This is a genomic window from Streptomyces lycii, assembly GCF_009735685.1.
Lineage (GTDB): Bacteria > Actinomycetota > Actinomycetes > Streptomycetales > Streptomycetaceae > Streptomyces > Streptomyces lycii.
On sequence record NZ_WHPN01000016.1, the window covers coordinates 1 to 13,806 of the forward strand.

The 13,806-nt window shown below is 73.9% G+C and carries 13 protein-coding genes; 7 read left to right on the plus strand and 6 right to left on the minus strand.

What is annotated here, in order from left to right; all coding sequences use genetic code 11:
* The first annotated feature begins 56 nt into the window (after positions 1-56).
* Positions 57-722: an ABC transporter gene (locus tag GCU69_RS00715; RefSeq protein WP_098754167.1), complete on the plus strand. Its 666-nt coding sequence runs from the start codon at positions 57-59 to the stop codon at positions 720-722.
* 55 nt (positions 723-777) lie between these two features.
* Here GCU69_RS00715 and GCU69_RS00720 read toward each other — a convergent pair whose 3' ends face one another.
* Together GCU69_RS00720 and GCU69_RS00725 are read right to left on the minus strand one after the other, a co-directional pair.
* On the minus strand, positions 778-1,707 hold the full coding sequence (locus GCU69_RS00720; RefSeq protein WP_156204839.1) for an aldo/keto reductase: 930 nt from the start codon (positions 1,705-1,707) through the stop codon (positions 778-780).
* Positions 1,704-2,261, minus strand: a complete 558-nt coding sequence (locus GCU69_RS00725) for a TetR/AcrR family transcriptional regulator (RefSeq protein ID WP_098754169.1) — start codon at positions 2,259-2,261, stop codon at positions 1,704-1,706. Before GCU69_RS00725 ends, GCU69_RS00720 begins: the two co-directional genes overlap by 4 nt.
* A gap of 246 nt (positions 2,262-2,507) precedes the next feature.
* Here GCU69_RS00725 and GCU69_RS00730 point away from each other — a divergent pair, with 246 nt between their 5' ends.
* Entirely contained in the window at positions 2,508-2,708 is a 201-nt protein-coding gene (locus GCU69_RS00730) for a hypothetical protein (RefSeq protein ID WP_156204840.1), read from the plus strand.
* Between the two features lie 31 nt (positions 2,709-2,739).
* Here the strand turns inward: GCU69_RS00730 and GCU69_RS00735 are convergent, their stop codons facing one another.
* Both GCU69_RS00735 and zapE read right to left on the minus strand, forming a co-directional pair.
* Positions 2,740-4,116: an alkaline phosphatase PhoX gene (locus GCU69_RS00735; protein WP_098754171.1), complete on the minus strand. Its 1,377-nt coding sequence runs from the start codon at positions 4,114-4,116 to the stop codon at positions 2,740-2,742.
* 124 nt (positions 4,117-4,240) lie between these two features.
* Positions 4,241-5,335: a cell division protein ZapE gene (zapE, locus tag GCU69_RS00740; RefSeq protein ID WP_098754172.1), complete on the minus strand. Its 1,095-nt coding sequence runs from the start codon at positions 5,333-5,335 to the stop codon at positions 4,241-4,243.
* Between the two features lie 123 nt (positions 5,336-5,458).
* Between zapE and GCU69_RS00745 the strand changes: the two genes are divergently transcribed.
* From GCU69_RS00745 to msrB, 4 genes are all read left to right on the plus strand, one after another.
* Positions 5,459-6,379, plus strand: a complete 921-nt coding sequence (locus GCU69_RS00745) for a pyrimidine reductase family protein (RefSeq protein WP_156204841.1) — start codon at positions 5,459-5,461, stop codon at positions 6,377-6,379.
* A 124-nt stretch (positions 6,380-6,503) separates the two neighbouring features.
* Positions 6,504-6,971, plus strand: a complete 468-nt coding sequence (locus tag GCU69_RS00750) for an indole-3-glycerol phosphate synthase (protein WP_098754174.1) — start codon at positions 6,504-6,506, stop codon at positions 6,969-6,971.
* A 45-nt stretch (positions 6,972-7,016) separates the two neighbouring features.
* Entirely contained in the window at positions 7,017-8,429 is a 1,413-nt protein-coding gene (gene murC / locus GCU69_RS00755) for a UDP-N-acetylmuramate--L-alanine ligase (RefSeq protein WP_098754175.1), read from the plus strand.
* A 69-nt stretch (positions 8,430-8,498) separates the two neighbouring features.
* Positions 8,499-8,906 (plus strand): peptide-methionine (R)-S-oxide reductase MsrB, encoded by a 408-nt coding sequence (gene msrB, locus GCU69_RS00760; protein WP_098754176.1) that lies wholly within the window; start codon positions 8,499-8,501, stop codon positions 8,904-8,906.
* A gap of 174 nt (positions 8,907-9,080) precedes the next feature.
* Here the strand turns inward: msrB and treZ are convergent, their stop codons facing one another.
* The gene (gene treZ / locus GCU69_RS00765; protein ID WP_156204842.1) at positions 9,081-10,859 is read right to left on the minus strand and encodes a malto-oligosyltrehalose trehalohydrolase; all 1,779 of its coding nucleotides are present in this window, start codon (positions 10,857-10,859) and stop codon (positions 9,081-9,083) included.
* 338 nt (positions 10,860-11,197) lie between these two features.
* Here treZ and GCU69_RS00770 point away from each other — a divergent pair, with 338 nt between their 5' ends.
* Positions 11,198-12,577, plus strand: a complete 1,380-nt coding sequence (locus GCU69_RS00770) for a glycoside hydrolase family 6 protein (protein ID WP_218037886.1) — start codon at positions 11,198-11,200, stop codon at positions 12,575-12,577.
* A gap of 94 nt (positions 12,578-12,671) precedes the next feature.
* On the opposite strand, the gene GCU69_RS00775 is transcribed toward GCU69_RS00770, so the two are convergent.
* Positions 12,672-13,616, minus strand: coding sequence for a GNAT family N-acetyltransferase (locus tag GCU69_RS00775; RefSeq protein WP_156204843.1), 945 nt, complete (start codon positions 13,614-13,616; stop codon positions 12,672-12,674).
* Positions 13,617-13,806 lie beyond the last annotated feature (190 nt).

The following is a 13,806-nucleotide window of genomic DNA, read 5'->3' on the forward strand; positions in this document are numbered from 1 at the left end:
GGCCCGTCCGGCTCTCCCGGCCCGTCCGGCTCCCCGAGCAAGAGGAACGACCGATCGTGACCGCTCTGCTGCACTACCAGTGCGCCCTGCTGCTCCGCTCGCACCGCTGGATGGCGCCTCTCCTGCTGTACGGCGCCTTCCTCGTCATCGGGGTGCAGTACGGCCAGCCGCTGCTGGACTCCCTCGGCTACGCCGCCGCCGCGCTGCTGCCGGTCGCCGCCTGGCTCACCCGGGTCTGCACGACCAACGAGCCCGACGCGGCCCGTGACTGCGCCTCGGCCGCCGCCGGGCCGGTCCGGGTGCACCTCGCGTCGCTGCTGACCGCGCTGTTCGCCGCCGTGCTGCTCGGTGTCGTCGTCACCGTGCTCGTCACCGCGGTCAGCGACCCGTACAGCGCGGACCACCGGACCGCGGTACCGGTCCTCCCCGCGGCCTTCGCCGGTTTCCTCGCCGCCCTGGTGTGCAGCCTGATCGGCACGGCGGTGGGCGCGCTCTGCAACCGGCCGCTGCTGGTCAGCCCGGCGCGGGCGATCCCGGCGACGACGCTGGCGGCCCTCGTGGTGCTCGTCGTCAGCGGTTCGCCCGCGCAGGCCGCGGTCTCCGGGCTGGTCACCGGTTCGCAGAGCGGCACGGTGGCGCTGCCGCTGCTCCCGCTGGCCGCCGCGCTGGTCCTGGCCGCCGGGGCGTGCGCCGCCGCCTGCCGCGTCAGCGCCCGCCGCTGAACCGGCCGAAACCACCACCACCGGCGACGGTGACCTCGGCGGCGGCGGTTCCGTATCAGCCGAGGGGGACCTCGGCGGAGCGGGAGCCGACGGCGTCGAGGGTGGCGAGGGTCGCGGCGTCGAAGGTGATCCCGCCGACCGCCGTGTTGGCCTCGAGATGGGAGGCGTCGGCGGTGCCGGGGATGAGCAGCACGTGGGGGGCGTGGTGCAGCAGCCAGGCGAGGCCGACCTGGGCGGCCGTGACGCCCAGGGACTCGGCCACGGCATGCACCGCCGGTTCGTCGGTCACCTTGGGCATGCCCGGGAAGGTCCCGCCGAGCGGGAAGAACGGCACCCAGGCGATGCCCTCCGCCGCGCACAGCCGCAGCATGTCCTCGTCGTCGCGGGCGACGAGACTGTAGGCGTTCTGCACGCAGACGATGCCCGCCGGCAGGGCGCGGCGCAGCCCTTCGGACGTGACGCAGCTCAGCCCGATCGCGCCGATCTTGCCCTCGTCGCGCAGGGCGGTCATGACCGCGAGCTGGTCGTCGAGCCCGACGACCTGGTCGCCCTCGGGACGCAGTCCGGGGCCGGAGTCCAGGCGGCGGAGGTTGACCACGGGGAGCCGGTCGACGCCGAGGCTGCGCAGATTGTCCTCGACGCAGGCGCGCAACTGCTCGGGCCGCTGCGCCAGCCGCAGCGGCATGGGCCCGCCGGGGTCGGGGGCGGCGCCGACCTTGGTGACGACCAGGACGTCGTCCCCGGGGCGCAGCACCTCGCGGATCACGTCGTTGGCGAAACCGGAGCCGTAGAACTCGGCGGTGTCCACATGGTCGACGCCCAGTTCGATCGCGCGGCGCAGCAGTGCGACGGCCTCGGCGCGGCGGTCGCGCAGGCGCTCGAGCTGCAGGGCGCCGTAGCCGACGCGTAAGACGGTGCGGCCGGCGAACGAGGCGGTCGGGGTGGACGAGGCGGTCGGGGTGGTCGGGGTGGTCGGGGTGGTCATGAGGCTGTCTCCTCGGTCGGTGATCGCAGGGCGGCGTAGAGCAGTTCGGCCTGGTAGAGCGCCATCAGCCGGTGGGCGATCGGGGCGGCGCTCTCCCGCGCCGCGGCCGGCTCGTGGTGCCCGTCCTTGACGAGCCAGGCCGTCACGCAGTCGTGCAGCATCGCGCGCATCCGGTCGGTCATGTCGGCGACGACGTCGCGGACGGCCGGGTTGGTGGTGGCCTCGCCCCAGGTCTGTACGCCGACCCGGGCCTCGGCCGGGTTGATCGCGGCGGTGAGGCACGCGAGCAGTTCGTCGGGGGAGGGCGGGGTGTCGCCCGCGGCGTACGCGCCGAGGACCTCGGCGTGCCGGGCGAGCACCTCGCGGGCGGCGGCCCCGACCAGGTCGGCCTTGTTGCGGTAGTGGGCGTAGATCGAACCGGCCGAGAGCCCGGACTCGGCGATGATGTCGGCGATCGAGGTCCGCTCCAGACCGCTGCGGCCGAAGCAGCGAACCGCGGCCTCGGCGATCTGGGCGCGCCGGAGCTGCTTGCGCGCGTCGGTCAGCCGCGGCATCACACCCCCATAAAAAGAACAGCCGTTCTGCTTGCGGGAGACGTTAGCAGAATCTGTGTTCTGTTTGATGTGCTGCGGGGAAGTCCCGGGGGTGTCTGGTGTCTGGTTTCTGATGTCCAGGTCCCAGGTGCCAGGTGCCAGGTGCCAGGTCCTTGGTGCGTCGGTCCGGCGGGCAGTGTCCTGCCCGGCCGGGCAGGACGGTGCGCGTCACGCCGGGAGCGGGAGCCGGCCGGTAAACTCGTACACATGAGCGAGTCTGTGACCGAGCGCCACCCGGACGGTGAGCAGCGGGACCCGGACACCGTGCCCGCACGCGCGGCCGGCCCGCCGTACGCGGACTGTGTCCGGTGCGGCGAGCCGACGGAGTACGGCGCGGCGGAGCCGGGCGAGGTCCTCTGCCCGGTCTGCGAGTGGCAGGAGGCGGAGCGCCAGTCCTGCTCGGGCTGAACGCCCGGCGGGCCCGGCGCTCCGCGGGCGCCTAACGCCGCCAGGGCCCGGTGATCGCGAAGGTCGTGCCGGGTTCGTAGCAGTTGACGTACATCGTGCGCTCGTCGGGCGAGAAGGTGACGCCCGCGAACTCGCCCCACCCGGGCTCCTCCGGGGTGCCGATCTGCTGCCGGTTGCGGGCGACCGGGTACACCTTGCCGCGTCGGCTGAGGCCGTAGACGTGCTGGGCGCCCTCACCGTCCTCGCACACCATCAGGCCGCCGCCGGGGGCGAGCGCGATGTTGTCCGGCTCCTCGCCCGGCAGCTGGAGATCGGTGTCCGGGCCGAAGACGATCACCAGGGTGAGCCGCCGCCGCTGCGGGTCGTACTTCCACACCTGGCCGTAGTGGTCGCCGCCCGCGCCCTCCTCGCTCTTGGCGTAGCTGGAGACGAAGTAGACGCAGCGGCCGCCCCAGTAGCAGCCCTCCAGCTTCTGGGCGTGCGTGATCCCCTTCCGGCCGAAGTCCTGGAGCCGGATCGGTGTCTCCTCGGCCAGCGGATCCGGTACGGGCACCCACTCGACGCCGTCGAAGCACGCGCCCGTCTCCTGGACGACCGACAGATCCGGGACGCCCGGCACCCGCATGGCCTCCAGCTCGCCGCCGGCCCGCAGGGAGCCCCGGCCGCCGAGCGGTTTGCGCGGGTGGAAGCGGTAGAAGAGGCCGAACGGCTTCTCGAAGGCGTCCTCGGTCTCGTAGACCGTGCCGTTGCGCGGGTCGATCGCGACGGCCTCGTGCTGGAACCGGCCCATGGCGGTCAGCGGTTCGGCGCCGGTGCGGTGCGGGTCGTGCGGGTCGACCTCGAAGATGAAGCCGTGGTCCTTGGTGTGGCCCTCCTCGCCCGCCTTCAGCTCGACCTCTTCGCAGGTCAGCCAGGTGTGCCAGGGGGTGGTGCCGCCGGAGCAGTTGGTGGACGTACCGGCGATGGCGACGCGTTCGCCGTGCACCCGGCCGTGGGCGTCGACGTCCAGGGCGGTGCAGCCGCCCAGGGCGACGGGGTCGTAGGTGAGCCCGTCGACGGCGGGGACACGGTGCTTGTCGTCCAGCCGGTTCTCGTGGTTGCGCACCAGGGTGGTGGCGCCGGGGGCCCGGAACCGCCCACGGAAGGCGGCCATCCCGTCGTGGCAGCTGGGGACGGGGCCCTCGGCCGAGCGCAGGGGGTCGCCCTCGCGGGACAGGACGGTGTAGCGGAAACCTTTCGGCAGATCGAGCAGCCCCGCCGGGTCGGGGACGAGCGGGCCGTAGCCGTCCCGGCCGGGCGGATGGGCCGCGGCGGAACCGGCGAACAGCTCGGAAACGGCACCGGTGAAGGCGATCGCGGCTCCGGCGGCGCCGGAGCGCGCCAGAACCTCGCGACGAGTCGCGGACATGGGGACCTCCCTGTTGGCGGACAGGAATGTGACCCGCTCGTGTGTAGCATGCAACGGCTTCCCCGGGAAGGAACCACGCGCCGCCGTTCCGCGCGCTCTCGTACGTGCTCCCGCACGCCCGCCGCTAGGCGCTCTTCCCCGTGCTCTTCTCCGCGCCCACGAGGCTCTTCCCCTCCCGCGCCAGCGCGGTCAGCCGGGAGATCGCCCGGAAGTACTTCTTGCGGTAACCGCCCTTCAGCATCTCCTCGTCGAAGATCCGGTCGAACGGCGCGCCGGAGGCGAGCACCGGCACCTCGCGGTCGTACAGCCGGTCGGCGAGCACGACCAGCCGCAGCGCCGTCGACTGGTCCGTCACGGGGGTCACTCCGGTCAGGCACACCGCGCCGACCCCGTCGGTCAGGGCGCCGTAACGGCTCGGGTGGACCCGGGACAGATGCCCCAGGAGCGCGGGGAAGGAGTCGAGCGAGGCGCCCGGTGTGCGTTCCGCGGCCCGCGTGACGTCCTCTTCCGTGTACGGGGACGGCGCCTCGGGCAGCCCGCGGTGGCGGTAGTCCTCGCCGTCGATGCGCAGCGGCCGGAAGTGCGCGGACAGGCCCTGTATCTCCCGGAGGAAGTCCGCCGCGGCGAACCGGCCCTCACCGAGCTTGCCCGGCAGAGTGTTCGAGGTCGCAGCCAGCGCCACCCCGGCCTCCACGAGCTTGCCGAGCAGGGTGGACACCAGCACGGTGTCGCCCGGGTCGTCCAGCTCGAACTCGTCGATGCACAGCAGCCGGTGCCCGCCGAGGGTCCGTACGGTCTGCTGGAAGCCCAGCGCGCCGACCAGGTTCGTCAGCTCCACGAACGTCCCGAACGCCTTCTGCTCCGGGGCCGCCGGGGCCGCGTGCCACAGCGAGGCGAGCAGGTGCGTCTTGCCGACGCCGTAGCCGCCGTCCAGATAGACCCCGCGCGGCCCGGACGGGGCCGCGGCCTTCCGGAACCAGCGCCGCCTGCCGCGCTCCCCGCTGCCGCCGAGCCCGTCCGCGAAGGCGCTCAGCACCCGCACCGCCTCGGCCTGGCTCGGCCGGTCCGGGTCGGGGATGTACGTGTCGAAGCGCGCGGACGCGAACCGCGGCGGCGGCACCATCTCGGCCACCAGGCGCTCGGCGGGCACACGGGGCTCGCGGGCGCAGAGGGATATGGGGGCCGTGGAGTCGGCTGCCGGACCAGAGGTAGGAGACACAGCACTCCAGGGTACGGGCTGCCGCGGGGCGCCCGGCGTCCACCTCCCGCCCCTGCCCGCGGCGTACGCCACACCGTGCGCGCCCCGTCGGACCTGTGCGCGCCCCGTGCCAGACTGCACGGCATGCGACGCCTGTTCCCCCTGACCGCCGAGTCCGCCTCCCCGGATCAGCTCGTGGACCACGAGTGGGGCCTCGACGAGCTGGCCGACGCCTACGCCTACCCGGAAGCGGCCGCACCGCCCGGGGAGCCCGCGGGCGCGGACGGCGCCCCGGCCGCGGCGGGCGGACCGGCGGAGGACGCGGAGCGGCCCGGCCGGGCCTGGTTGCGGGCCAACATGGTCTCCTCCGTGGACGGCGCCTCCTGGCACGACGGGCGCTCCCACCCGCTGTCCTCGGACGCCGACATGCGGATCTTCGGCGTGCTGCGCGGTCTGGCGGACGTCGTCGTGGCGGGCGCGGAGACCGTCCGCAAGGAGGGCTACCGCCCCGCCAGGGCCCGGGACGCGTTCGCCGCGCGCCGCGCGGAGCTCGGCCAGACGCCGGCCCCGGCGATCGCGGTGGTCAGCGCGAGCCTCGACCTCGACTACGGCCTGCCGCTCTTCACCGATCCGGTGACCCCCACACTCGTCCTCACCGGCGCCGCGGCCGTGGCCGAGCGCCCGGAGCGGGTGGAACGAGCCCGTGCCGCGGGGGCGGAGGTGGTCATCGCCGGGCACGCCGAGGGCGTCGAGCCGGAACTGGTGCTCGGGGTCCTGGCGGACCGCGGTCTGCGGCGGGTGCTGACCGAGGGGGGACCGCGGCTCCTCGGCCAGTTCGCGGCGGCCGGGGTGCTGGACGAACTCTGCTGCACGCTGGCTCCGGTCGTGGCGGCCGGTGAGGCGCCGCGGATCGTGGACGGTCCGCGGATCGCCGTGCCGAAACGATTCTGGCTGGTCTCCGTCCTCGAGGAGGAAGGTTTCCTCTTCACCCGTTACCGACGGGAACCCGCCGGGCGCGGGGCATCCGGGGGTCCGGATCGCGACGATGCGGCACCTGACATCTGACAATCACCGGAATATCCCCCTCCGCTTAGCCTCCGTTGGGCAGACTTGTAGCCGCGGTCCCCGTGGAAGCGCGGGGCAGGATGGTTTCTGTAGGGCCTGTGGCCCGGAATGAGGAAGGGCTCCCGTGTTCACCTCCGTACTCATGATCGAGAAGCCGCTGGTGCCCACCGATGTCGAGCTCATCACCACACTGCACGGAGAGGACCCGGTGTCCTTCGTGGTGCTCATGCAGCCCCACGGTGACCAGGACCGGCTGCTCAGAGCCCTGGACGACGTGGCCCTGGGCGAGCTGGACGAGGCGGTCCGCGAGGTCGGCCGGCCGGAGGGCGAGGACGCCCTTCCGCCCGCCGAGCGGGCCCTCGCGCACTCCCTGGAGGCGCTGCGCGCGGCCGGCGGCGAGGCCGTCGGGCAGATCGTCGAGGAGCACCCGCTGGACCTGCTGAAGAGCGTCGTGGAGCAGACGGGCGCGGACGAGGTGATCGTACTGACCGCGCCGCACCTGGTCGAGGAGTTCTTCCACCGGGACTGGACGTCCCGGGCCCGCCACAAGGTCGGAGTCCCGGTGCTCAAGCTGTACGCCCACACCGAATAGGCTGAGCGGACCGTTCCACCCCTGAAGCACCCAGGAGATACCCGCATGGCACCCGCCGTCCCGTCCGCCATGGACCGACCGCACTTCATCGGCATCGGCGGAGCCGGGATGTCGGGCATCGCGAAGATCCTCGCCATGCGCGGCGCCGCGGTCGCGGGCAGCGACGCGCGGGCCTCCGCGACCACCGAGGCCCTGCGCGCCCTCGGTGTGACCGTGCACCTCGGGCACGCCGCCGGCCATCTGGCCGAGGACGCCAGCTGCGTCGTCGTCTCCAGCGCGATCCGGCCCGACAACCCGGAGCTGGCGGCGGCGTCGGAGCGCGGCATCCCGGTGGTGCACCGCTCCGACGCGCTCGCCGCGCTCATGGAGGGCGACGAGCTGCGCCCGATCGCCGTCGCCGGCACGCACGGCAAGACCACCACCACCTCGATGCTCGCCGTCGCCCTCACCACCCTCGGCCTCGATCCCTCGTACGCCATCGGCGGCGACCTGGACGTGCCCGGCTCGAACGCCCTGCACGGCAGCGGCGAGATCTTCGTGGCCGAGGCGGACGAGAGCGACCGCAGCTTCCACAAGTACGCGCCCGAGGTCGCGATCATCCTCAACGTCGAGCTGGACCACCACGCCAACTACGCCTCGATGGAGGAGATCTACGAGTCCTTCCTGACCTTCGTCGGCCGGATCCGCCCCGGCGGCGTGCTCGTGGTCTCCGCCGACCACCCCGGAGCCCGCGAACTCACCGCCCGGCTCACCCGGGAGCCGGAGCCCGGCCGGGACCTGCGCGTCGTCACCTACGGCGAGGCCGACGACGCCGATGTGCGCATCGTCAAGATCAACCAGCGGGGCCTGGCCAGCGAGGTGACCGTGCTGGCCGACGGCCGGATGCTGACCTTCGCCGTCTCCGTCCCCGGCCGGCACTACGCGGGCAACGCCGTCGCCGCCCTGGCCGCGGGCACCGCGCTCGGCCTGCCGGTGCACAACCTCGCCTCCGCCCTCGGCTCGTACACGGGCGTCGGCCGCCGCCTCCAGCTCAAGGGCACCGCCGCCGGGGTCCAGGTCATCGACTCCTACGCGCACCACCCCACCGAGATCGCCGCCGACCTCGAGGCCATCCGGGGCGGCGCCGGTGACGGGCGGGTGCTGGTGGTGTTCCAGCCGCACCTCTTCAGCCGCACCCAGGAGCTGGGCATCGAGATGGGCCAGGCGCTGACCCTCGCCGACTCCGCCCTGGTGCTCGACATCTACCCGGCCCGCGAGGACCCGGTGCCGGGCGTCACCAGCGACCTGATCGTCGACGCGGCCACCGCCAAGGGCGCCGACGCGCGGGCCGTGCCCGGGAAGGACGAGATCCCGGAGCTGATCGCGGGAATGGCGAAGCCCGGGGATCTCGTTCTGACCATGGGGGCGGGAGACGTGACCGAACTGGGGCCGCGCATCCTGGCCCGCCTGGAGAGCTGAACCGTCCGGAGACCGACACGTCCGGACGCCCGGGCCGCGGCCCGGCCGGAAGAGCAGAGAGGTCCGCAGATGCCGTACGAGGTGGACAAGCCGGAAGACCAGTGGCGCGCGGAACTGTCGCCCGCGGAGTACGCCGTGCTCCGCGAGGCCGGGACCGAGCCCGCCCACACCGGCGAGTACACGAACACCAAGACGGCGGGTGTCTACTCCTGCCGCGCCTGCGGGGCGGAGCTGTTCCGCTCCGACACCAAGTTCGAGTCGCACTGCGGCTGGCCGTCCTTCTACGACCCGAAGGACACCGACGCGGTGGAACTCGTCGAGGACCGCTCGCACGGCATGGTCCGCACCGAGGTGCGGTGCGCCCGCTGCGGCTCCCACCTCGGCCACGTCTTCGAGGGCGAGGGCTATCCGACCCCGACCGACCAGCGCTACTGCATCAACAGCATCTCGCTGCGGCTGACCCCCGAAGAGAGCTGAGTCCGCAGAAGGCCGGCCCCCGAAGCTGAGTCCGAGAGGGCCGGCCCCCGAAGAGGGCTGACCTCCGAACGGGGCAACACTTCGGAACACTGCTGCTCCTGCCGGCCCGGCGGCTCCCGCCGGGCCGGTGGTGTGCCGGAACGGCCGTGCGCCGGGCCGGCCCGGCGCACGGCCTCACCGCTCGGCGGCGAGCACCGCCGCCGACTCGGGCGGCAGCCGCAGCACACCGTCCGCCCCCGGCGGCTCACAGTCGTCCCAGGCCGCCAGCAGCCGCGCGTACGGCGCGTCCAGCGGGACCTCGGCCGCGTCCGCGGCGTGCAGATTGACCACCGTCCGCAGCCCGCCCCGCGCCACGCACAGCCAGCGCCGCTCCCGGTCGTACCGCACCTCCGCCCCGCCGATCCCGGCACCGCCGGAGGCGGCACCGGCACCCGTCCCCGCCCCGCCCGGCCCCCGGCGGCGCAGCGCGATCAGCCGCCGGTGCCAGTCCAGCAGCCGGGAGTACGGCGCCCGCTCCGGCTCGGTCCAGTCCAGGCAGGAGCGCTCCCGGGTCGCCGGGTCCTGCGGGTCCGGGATGTCCTCCTCGGCCCAGCCGTGCGCGGCGAACTCGCGCCGCCTGCCGCGCCGGACCGCCTCGGCCAGCTCCGGGTCGGGATGGTCGGTGAAGTACTGCCACGGGGTGCGGGCGCCCCACTCCTCGCCCATGAAGAGCATCGGCGTGCACGGCGAGGTGAGCACCAGCGCCGCCGCGCAGGCCAGCAGCCCTGGGGAGAGGGCGGCCGACAACCGGTCGCCGAGGGCCCGGTTGCCGATCTGGTCGTGCGTCTGGGCGTACGCCAGCAGCCGGTGCGCCGGGGTGGTGTGCGGGTCGAGCGGCCTGCCGTGCGCGCGCCCGCGGAAGCTGGAGTAGCTGCCGTCGTGGAAGAAGCCGCCGGTGAGGGTCTTGGCGAGGGCGGCGAACGGGTCCCGCGCGAAGTCGGCGTAGTAGCCCTGGGATTCGCCGGTGAGCGCGGTGTGCAGGGCGTGGTGGAAGTCGTCGTTCCACTGGGCGTGGAGCCCGTGTCCGCCGGCCGCCCGGGGCGCGGTGGTGCGCGGGTCGTTCAGATCGGACTCGCCGATCAGGAAGAGCGGGCGGCCGGTGTGCTCGGCCAGGGTGTCCACGGCCGCGGACAGCTCGGCCAGGAAGTGCTGGGCGCGGGTGTCGTGCAGGGCGTGCACGGCGTCCAGCCGCAGCCCGTCCAGCCGGTAGTCCCGCAGCCAGGCCAGCGCGCTGCCGAGGAAGTGGGCGCGCACCTCGTCGGAGCCGGGGGCGTCCAGATTGACGGCCGAACCCCAGGGCGTGTGGTGGGTCTCGGTGAAGTACGGGCCGAACTCCAAGAGGTGGTTGCCCGACGGCCCCAGGTGGTTGTGGACGACGTCGAGAACGACACCCAGGCCGTGCGCGTGTGCCGTGTCGACAAAGCGCTTCAGGCCGTCGGGTCCGCCGTACGGCTCGTGTACGGACCAGAGGGCCACGCCGTCGTACCCCCAGCCGTGCCGTCCGGGGAAGGAGCACACGGGCATCAGCTCGACATGGGTGACGCCCAGCGCGGCCAGATGGCCCAGCCGCTGCGCCGCGGCGCCGAACGTGCCCTCCCGGGTGAACGTCCCGATGTGCAGCTCGTACAGGACGGCCCCGGGCAGCGCCCTGCCGTACCAGGGGTGGCGCCATTCGAAGAGTCCGTGGTCCACGACCGCGGCGAGCCCGTCCGGCCCGTCCGGCAGCCGCCGCGCCCTCGGATCGGCGCGTACGGGCCCGCCGTCCAGCGAGAAGCCGTAGCGGGTGCCGTCCGCGGCCGGGGCCTCGGCACGCCACCAGCCGTCCCGGTCCGGGTCGCGTTCCATGGCGGACACCAGGTCCCCGGCGCGCAGGGAGGCCTCGGCCGCCCCCGGCGCCCACACCTCGAACCTCACGGACGGCACCTCCCGGTCGTCGTGTCTGCTGCCGCTGCGCCTCCATGCTCCGCGATCCGGGCGCGGGCCGCAGCAGGGAGTGCCCGTGCCGCAGCCGGGCAGTTGCCCGGGTCCGGGGCCCCGGACGGCCGTGAGCCGGGGCGGCGCCCGGCCCGGCGGGGCGCCGGAACGACGGAACGCGGGCTGCGGGGTTCTCTCCCGCCCGGTAGGCGGCTACGCTTTGGGAGCGCTCCCATGCACCGAATCGAACCGAACCGCGGCCGCGCCGGCCCCCGGAGGGACGGACGGAGGCTCTGCGGTTTCCCACCCAGTCCGCGGTCACGCGAGGAGCCTTCACGATGATGCCTGGACCGCTCTCCCGGTACCGCCGCGCCACCGGCGGAAGCCCACGCCGCCGCTCCGGTCCCGCCCTGCTGGCCGCGCTCGCCCTCGCCGTGGGGTTGTGCGCCGCCACCGGCGGCCGGTCGGAAGCCGCCGCCGGTGGCGCGGCCCGGGTGGACAACCCCTACGCGGGCGCCCAGGTGTACGTGAATCCGGAGTGGTCGGCGAAAGCCGCCGCCGAGCCGGGCGGTGAGGCCGTCTCCGGCCGGCCGACCGCCGTCTGGCTGGACAGCAGGGCGTCGATCGACGGCGCGGACGGCACGATGGGCCTCCGGGACCACCTCGACGCGGCGCTCGAACAGGACGCCGACCTGGTCCAGTTGGTGCTGCACAGCATCCCGGGGCGCGACTGCGACCGGCTGATGAGCTTCGGCGAGCTGGCCCCCGGTGACATCGACGGGTACCGCGCGAAGTTCCTCGAACCGATCACCACGGTTCTCGCCGAGCCAGCCTACGCCGGGCTGCGGATCGTCACCGTGGTCGAGCCCAGCTCCCTGCAACTCCTCGTCACCCACACCGCGCCTCGGGCGGTCTCCACCCCCCTCTGCGACGAGATGCGGGCCAACGGCAACTACGTGTCCGGCGTGAGCCACGCCCTGGCCGAACTGGGCGCGCTGCCGAACGTCTACAGCTATCTGGACATCGGCCACCACGCGGAGCTGGGCTGGGAGGACACCTTGAGCCCGGTCGCGGAGGTGCTGCTGGAGGCCGCCACCCTGGAGGGCACGGTCGCCGATGTCCACGGCATCGTCGCCAACGTCGCCGACTACTCCGTCCTGCACGAGCCGCACATCGACATCGACGACACCGTCAGGGGCGTCGGCGTGCACCAGTCCAGATGGATCGACTGGAACGACTACGTGGACGAGGTGCCCTACGCGCTCGCGTTCCGCGACGAGCTGGTCCGGCTGGGCTTCGACGAGGGCCTCGGTGTGCTGGTCGACACCTCGCGCAACGGCTGGGGCGGCCCCGGCCGGCCCGCCGGCCCCGGACCGCTGACGACGGTCGACGAGTATGTGGACGGTGGCCGACTCGACCGCCGGCTCTCCCCCGCGAACTGGTGCAACCAGGAGAACTCGGGGCTCGGCGAGCGGCCGGCCGCCGCCCCCGAGCCGGGCATCGACGCGTACGTCTGGGTCAAGCCCCCCGGCGAGTCGGACGGCGCCAGCGGGTCGAACGGCGGGTGGGAGTACGACCGGATGTGTGACCCGCTGTACAACGGCCACCCGGGCAGCGGCCACCGGCCCACCGGCGCGCTGCCGGACGCGCCGGCCTACCAGGAGTGGTTCCCGGAGCACTTCCGGCAGCTCCTGGCGAACGCCTGGCCGCCGCTCTGACGGGCTTGGCGCGGCGGGGAGCAGGGGGCGGACCCCCGCCCCCTGCTCCCAGCGGCCGCCGGGAGCAGGGGCGGGAGCACGCGCCGCCGTACGGTCAGCCGGACGCCGCCGTCCCCGACTGCGGCGGGACGAGACAGACCCGCTCCGAGACCACCGGGTAACCGGCGCGGGTGAAGGCGGCCGCCATCGGGAAGTTCCCCTGGTCGGTCGCGGCCGCGATCCGCTCGGCGCCCTCGGCCGCGAGCTTGTGCGTGCACTCGGCCAGCAGGTCGTACGCGTAGCCGTTGCCGCGCTGCTCCGGCAGCACGCCGATGAAGCCCACGCAGGGACCGGACGGGTTGTGTGCGGGGACATGGATGCCGGCGGTCTCGCCCCCGGGTGTGTACGCCAGCTGCAACCACGAGCGCGGCGACGGGCACCAGTGGAAGAAGTCCAGCTCCTCCTGCGCCGCCGCCTCCGGCCCCTGTGTTTCCGCGACGCGCCGCTGGTGCGCGTCCAGGCTGCCCTCGACGATGCGGCGCAGCACGTCCAGGACGACCGCGTCGTCCGGCTCTTCGCGGAACTCCAGCCGGCCGGGCCGCTCCGGCAGCCCGCGGCCCGGCGTCCACTCGTAACGGAACCGTTCCACGAGCGGCAGCAGCCCGGCGGCCGTGGCCGCGTCGATCCGGCGCCGGCCCGCGGCGAGGGCGTCGGGCCGGTCGAGCCAGCCGGGCGGGAGGGTCAGCTCGTACTCGGCGTTCAGCGGCGCGCCGCGCAGGAGTTCGGCGCCCGCCTCGTCCTCGCCCTCGGCGAAGTCGAACCAGTCGAGGACGACCGGGTCCGTGTCGCCGGCCTGGCCCCACCAGGCGGCGCGGGCCACCACCGTGTCGTCGCGCAGGGCGACCCAGGTCCACTCCGGGCGGTACTCGCCGCCCTCGTGCACGGGCCGGTAGACGTGGCCCATGGAGGCGCGGCCGACGAGGGGGACGTCGGGGTGGGAGAAGGTGTTGAAGAGGTGCGTGTCGCGCTCGGTGAGCGCGCGAATGACCAGGTCGGTCATGGGTTTCCGGTCCTTCCGGGAGGCTGTCGCGCTCCCGGGCGGCGGACGGTTCAGCCGCGGGACGACGCCCGCAGAGCGGGACGGGAGCGCAGGATCTTCTGGTCCACGGCTCTCGCCTCCTTCCTCTGCCGGTCGGGCGTCGGGAGGACGTTAACCCGCGGGCGCCCGGGGTGTCCACGCAATTACCGGA

What these genes read in the sequence shown, in the direction of transcription:
- msrB (WP_098754176.1), top strand. Translation starts at nt 8,499, where the DNA reads ATGCCGTACGAGGTGGACAAGCCGGAAGACCAGTGGCGCGCGGAACTG.
- GCU69_RS00725 (WP_098754169.1), bottom strand. Translation starts at nt 2,261, where the DNA reads ATGCCGCGGCTGACCGACGCGCGCAAGCAGCTCCGGCGCGCCCAGATC.
- GCU69_RS00735 (WP_098754171.1), bottom strand. Translation starts at nt 4,116, where the DNA reads ATGTCCGCGACTCGTCGCGAGGTTCTGGCGCGCTCCGGCGCCGCCGGA.
- GCU69_RS00720 (WP_156204839.1), bottom strand. Translation starts at nt 1,707, where the DNA reads ATGACCACCCCGACCACCCCGACCACCCCGACCGCCTCGTCCACCCCG.
- GCU69_RS00775 (WP_156204843.1), bottom strand. Translation starts at nt 13,616, where the DNA reads ATGACCGACCTGGTCATTCGCGCGCTCACCGAGCGCGACACGCACCTC.
- GCU69_RS00745 (WP_156204841.1), top strand. Translation starts at nt 5,459, where the DNA reads ATGCGACGCCTGTTCCCCCTGACCGCCGAGTCCGCCTCCCCGGATCAG.
- GCU69_RS00730 (WP_156204840.1), top strand. Translation starts at nt 2,508, where the DNA reads ATGAGCGAGTCTGTGACCGAGCGCCACCCGGACGGTGAGCAGCGGGAC.
- GCU69_RS00770 (WP_218037886.1), top strand. Translation starts at nt 11,198, where the DNA reads ATGATGCCTGGACCGCTCTCCCGGTACCGCCGCGCCACCGGCGGAAGC.
- murC (WP_098754175.1), top strand. Translation starts at nt 7,017, where the DNA reads ATGGCACCCGCCGTCCCGTCCGCCATGGACCGACCGCACTTCATCGGC.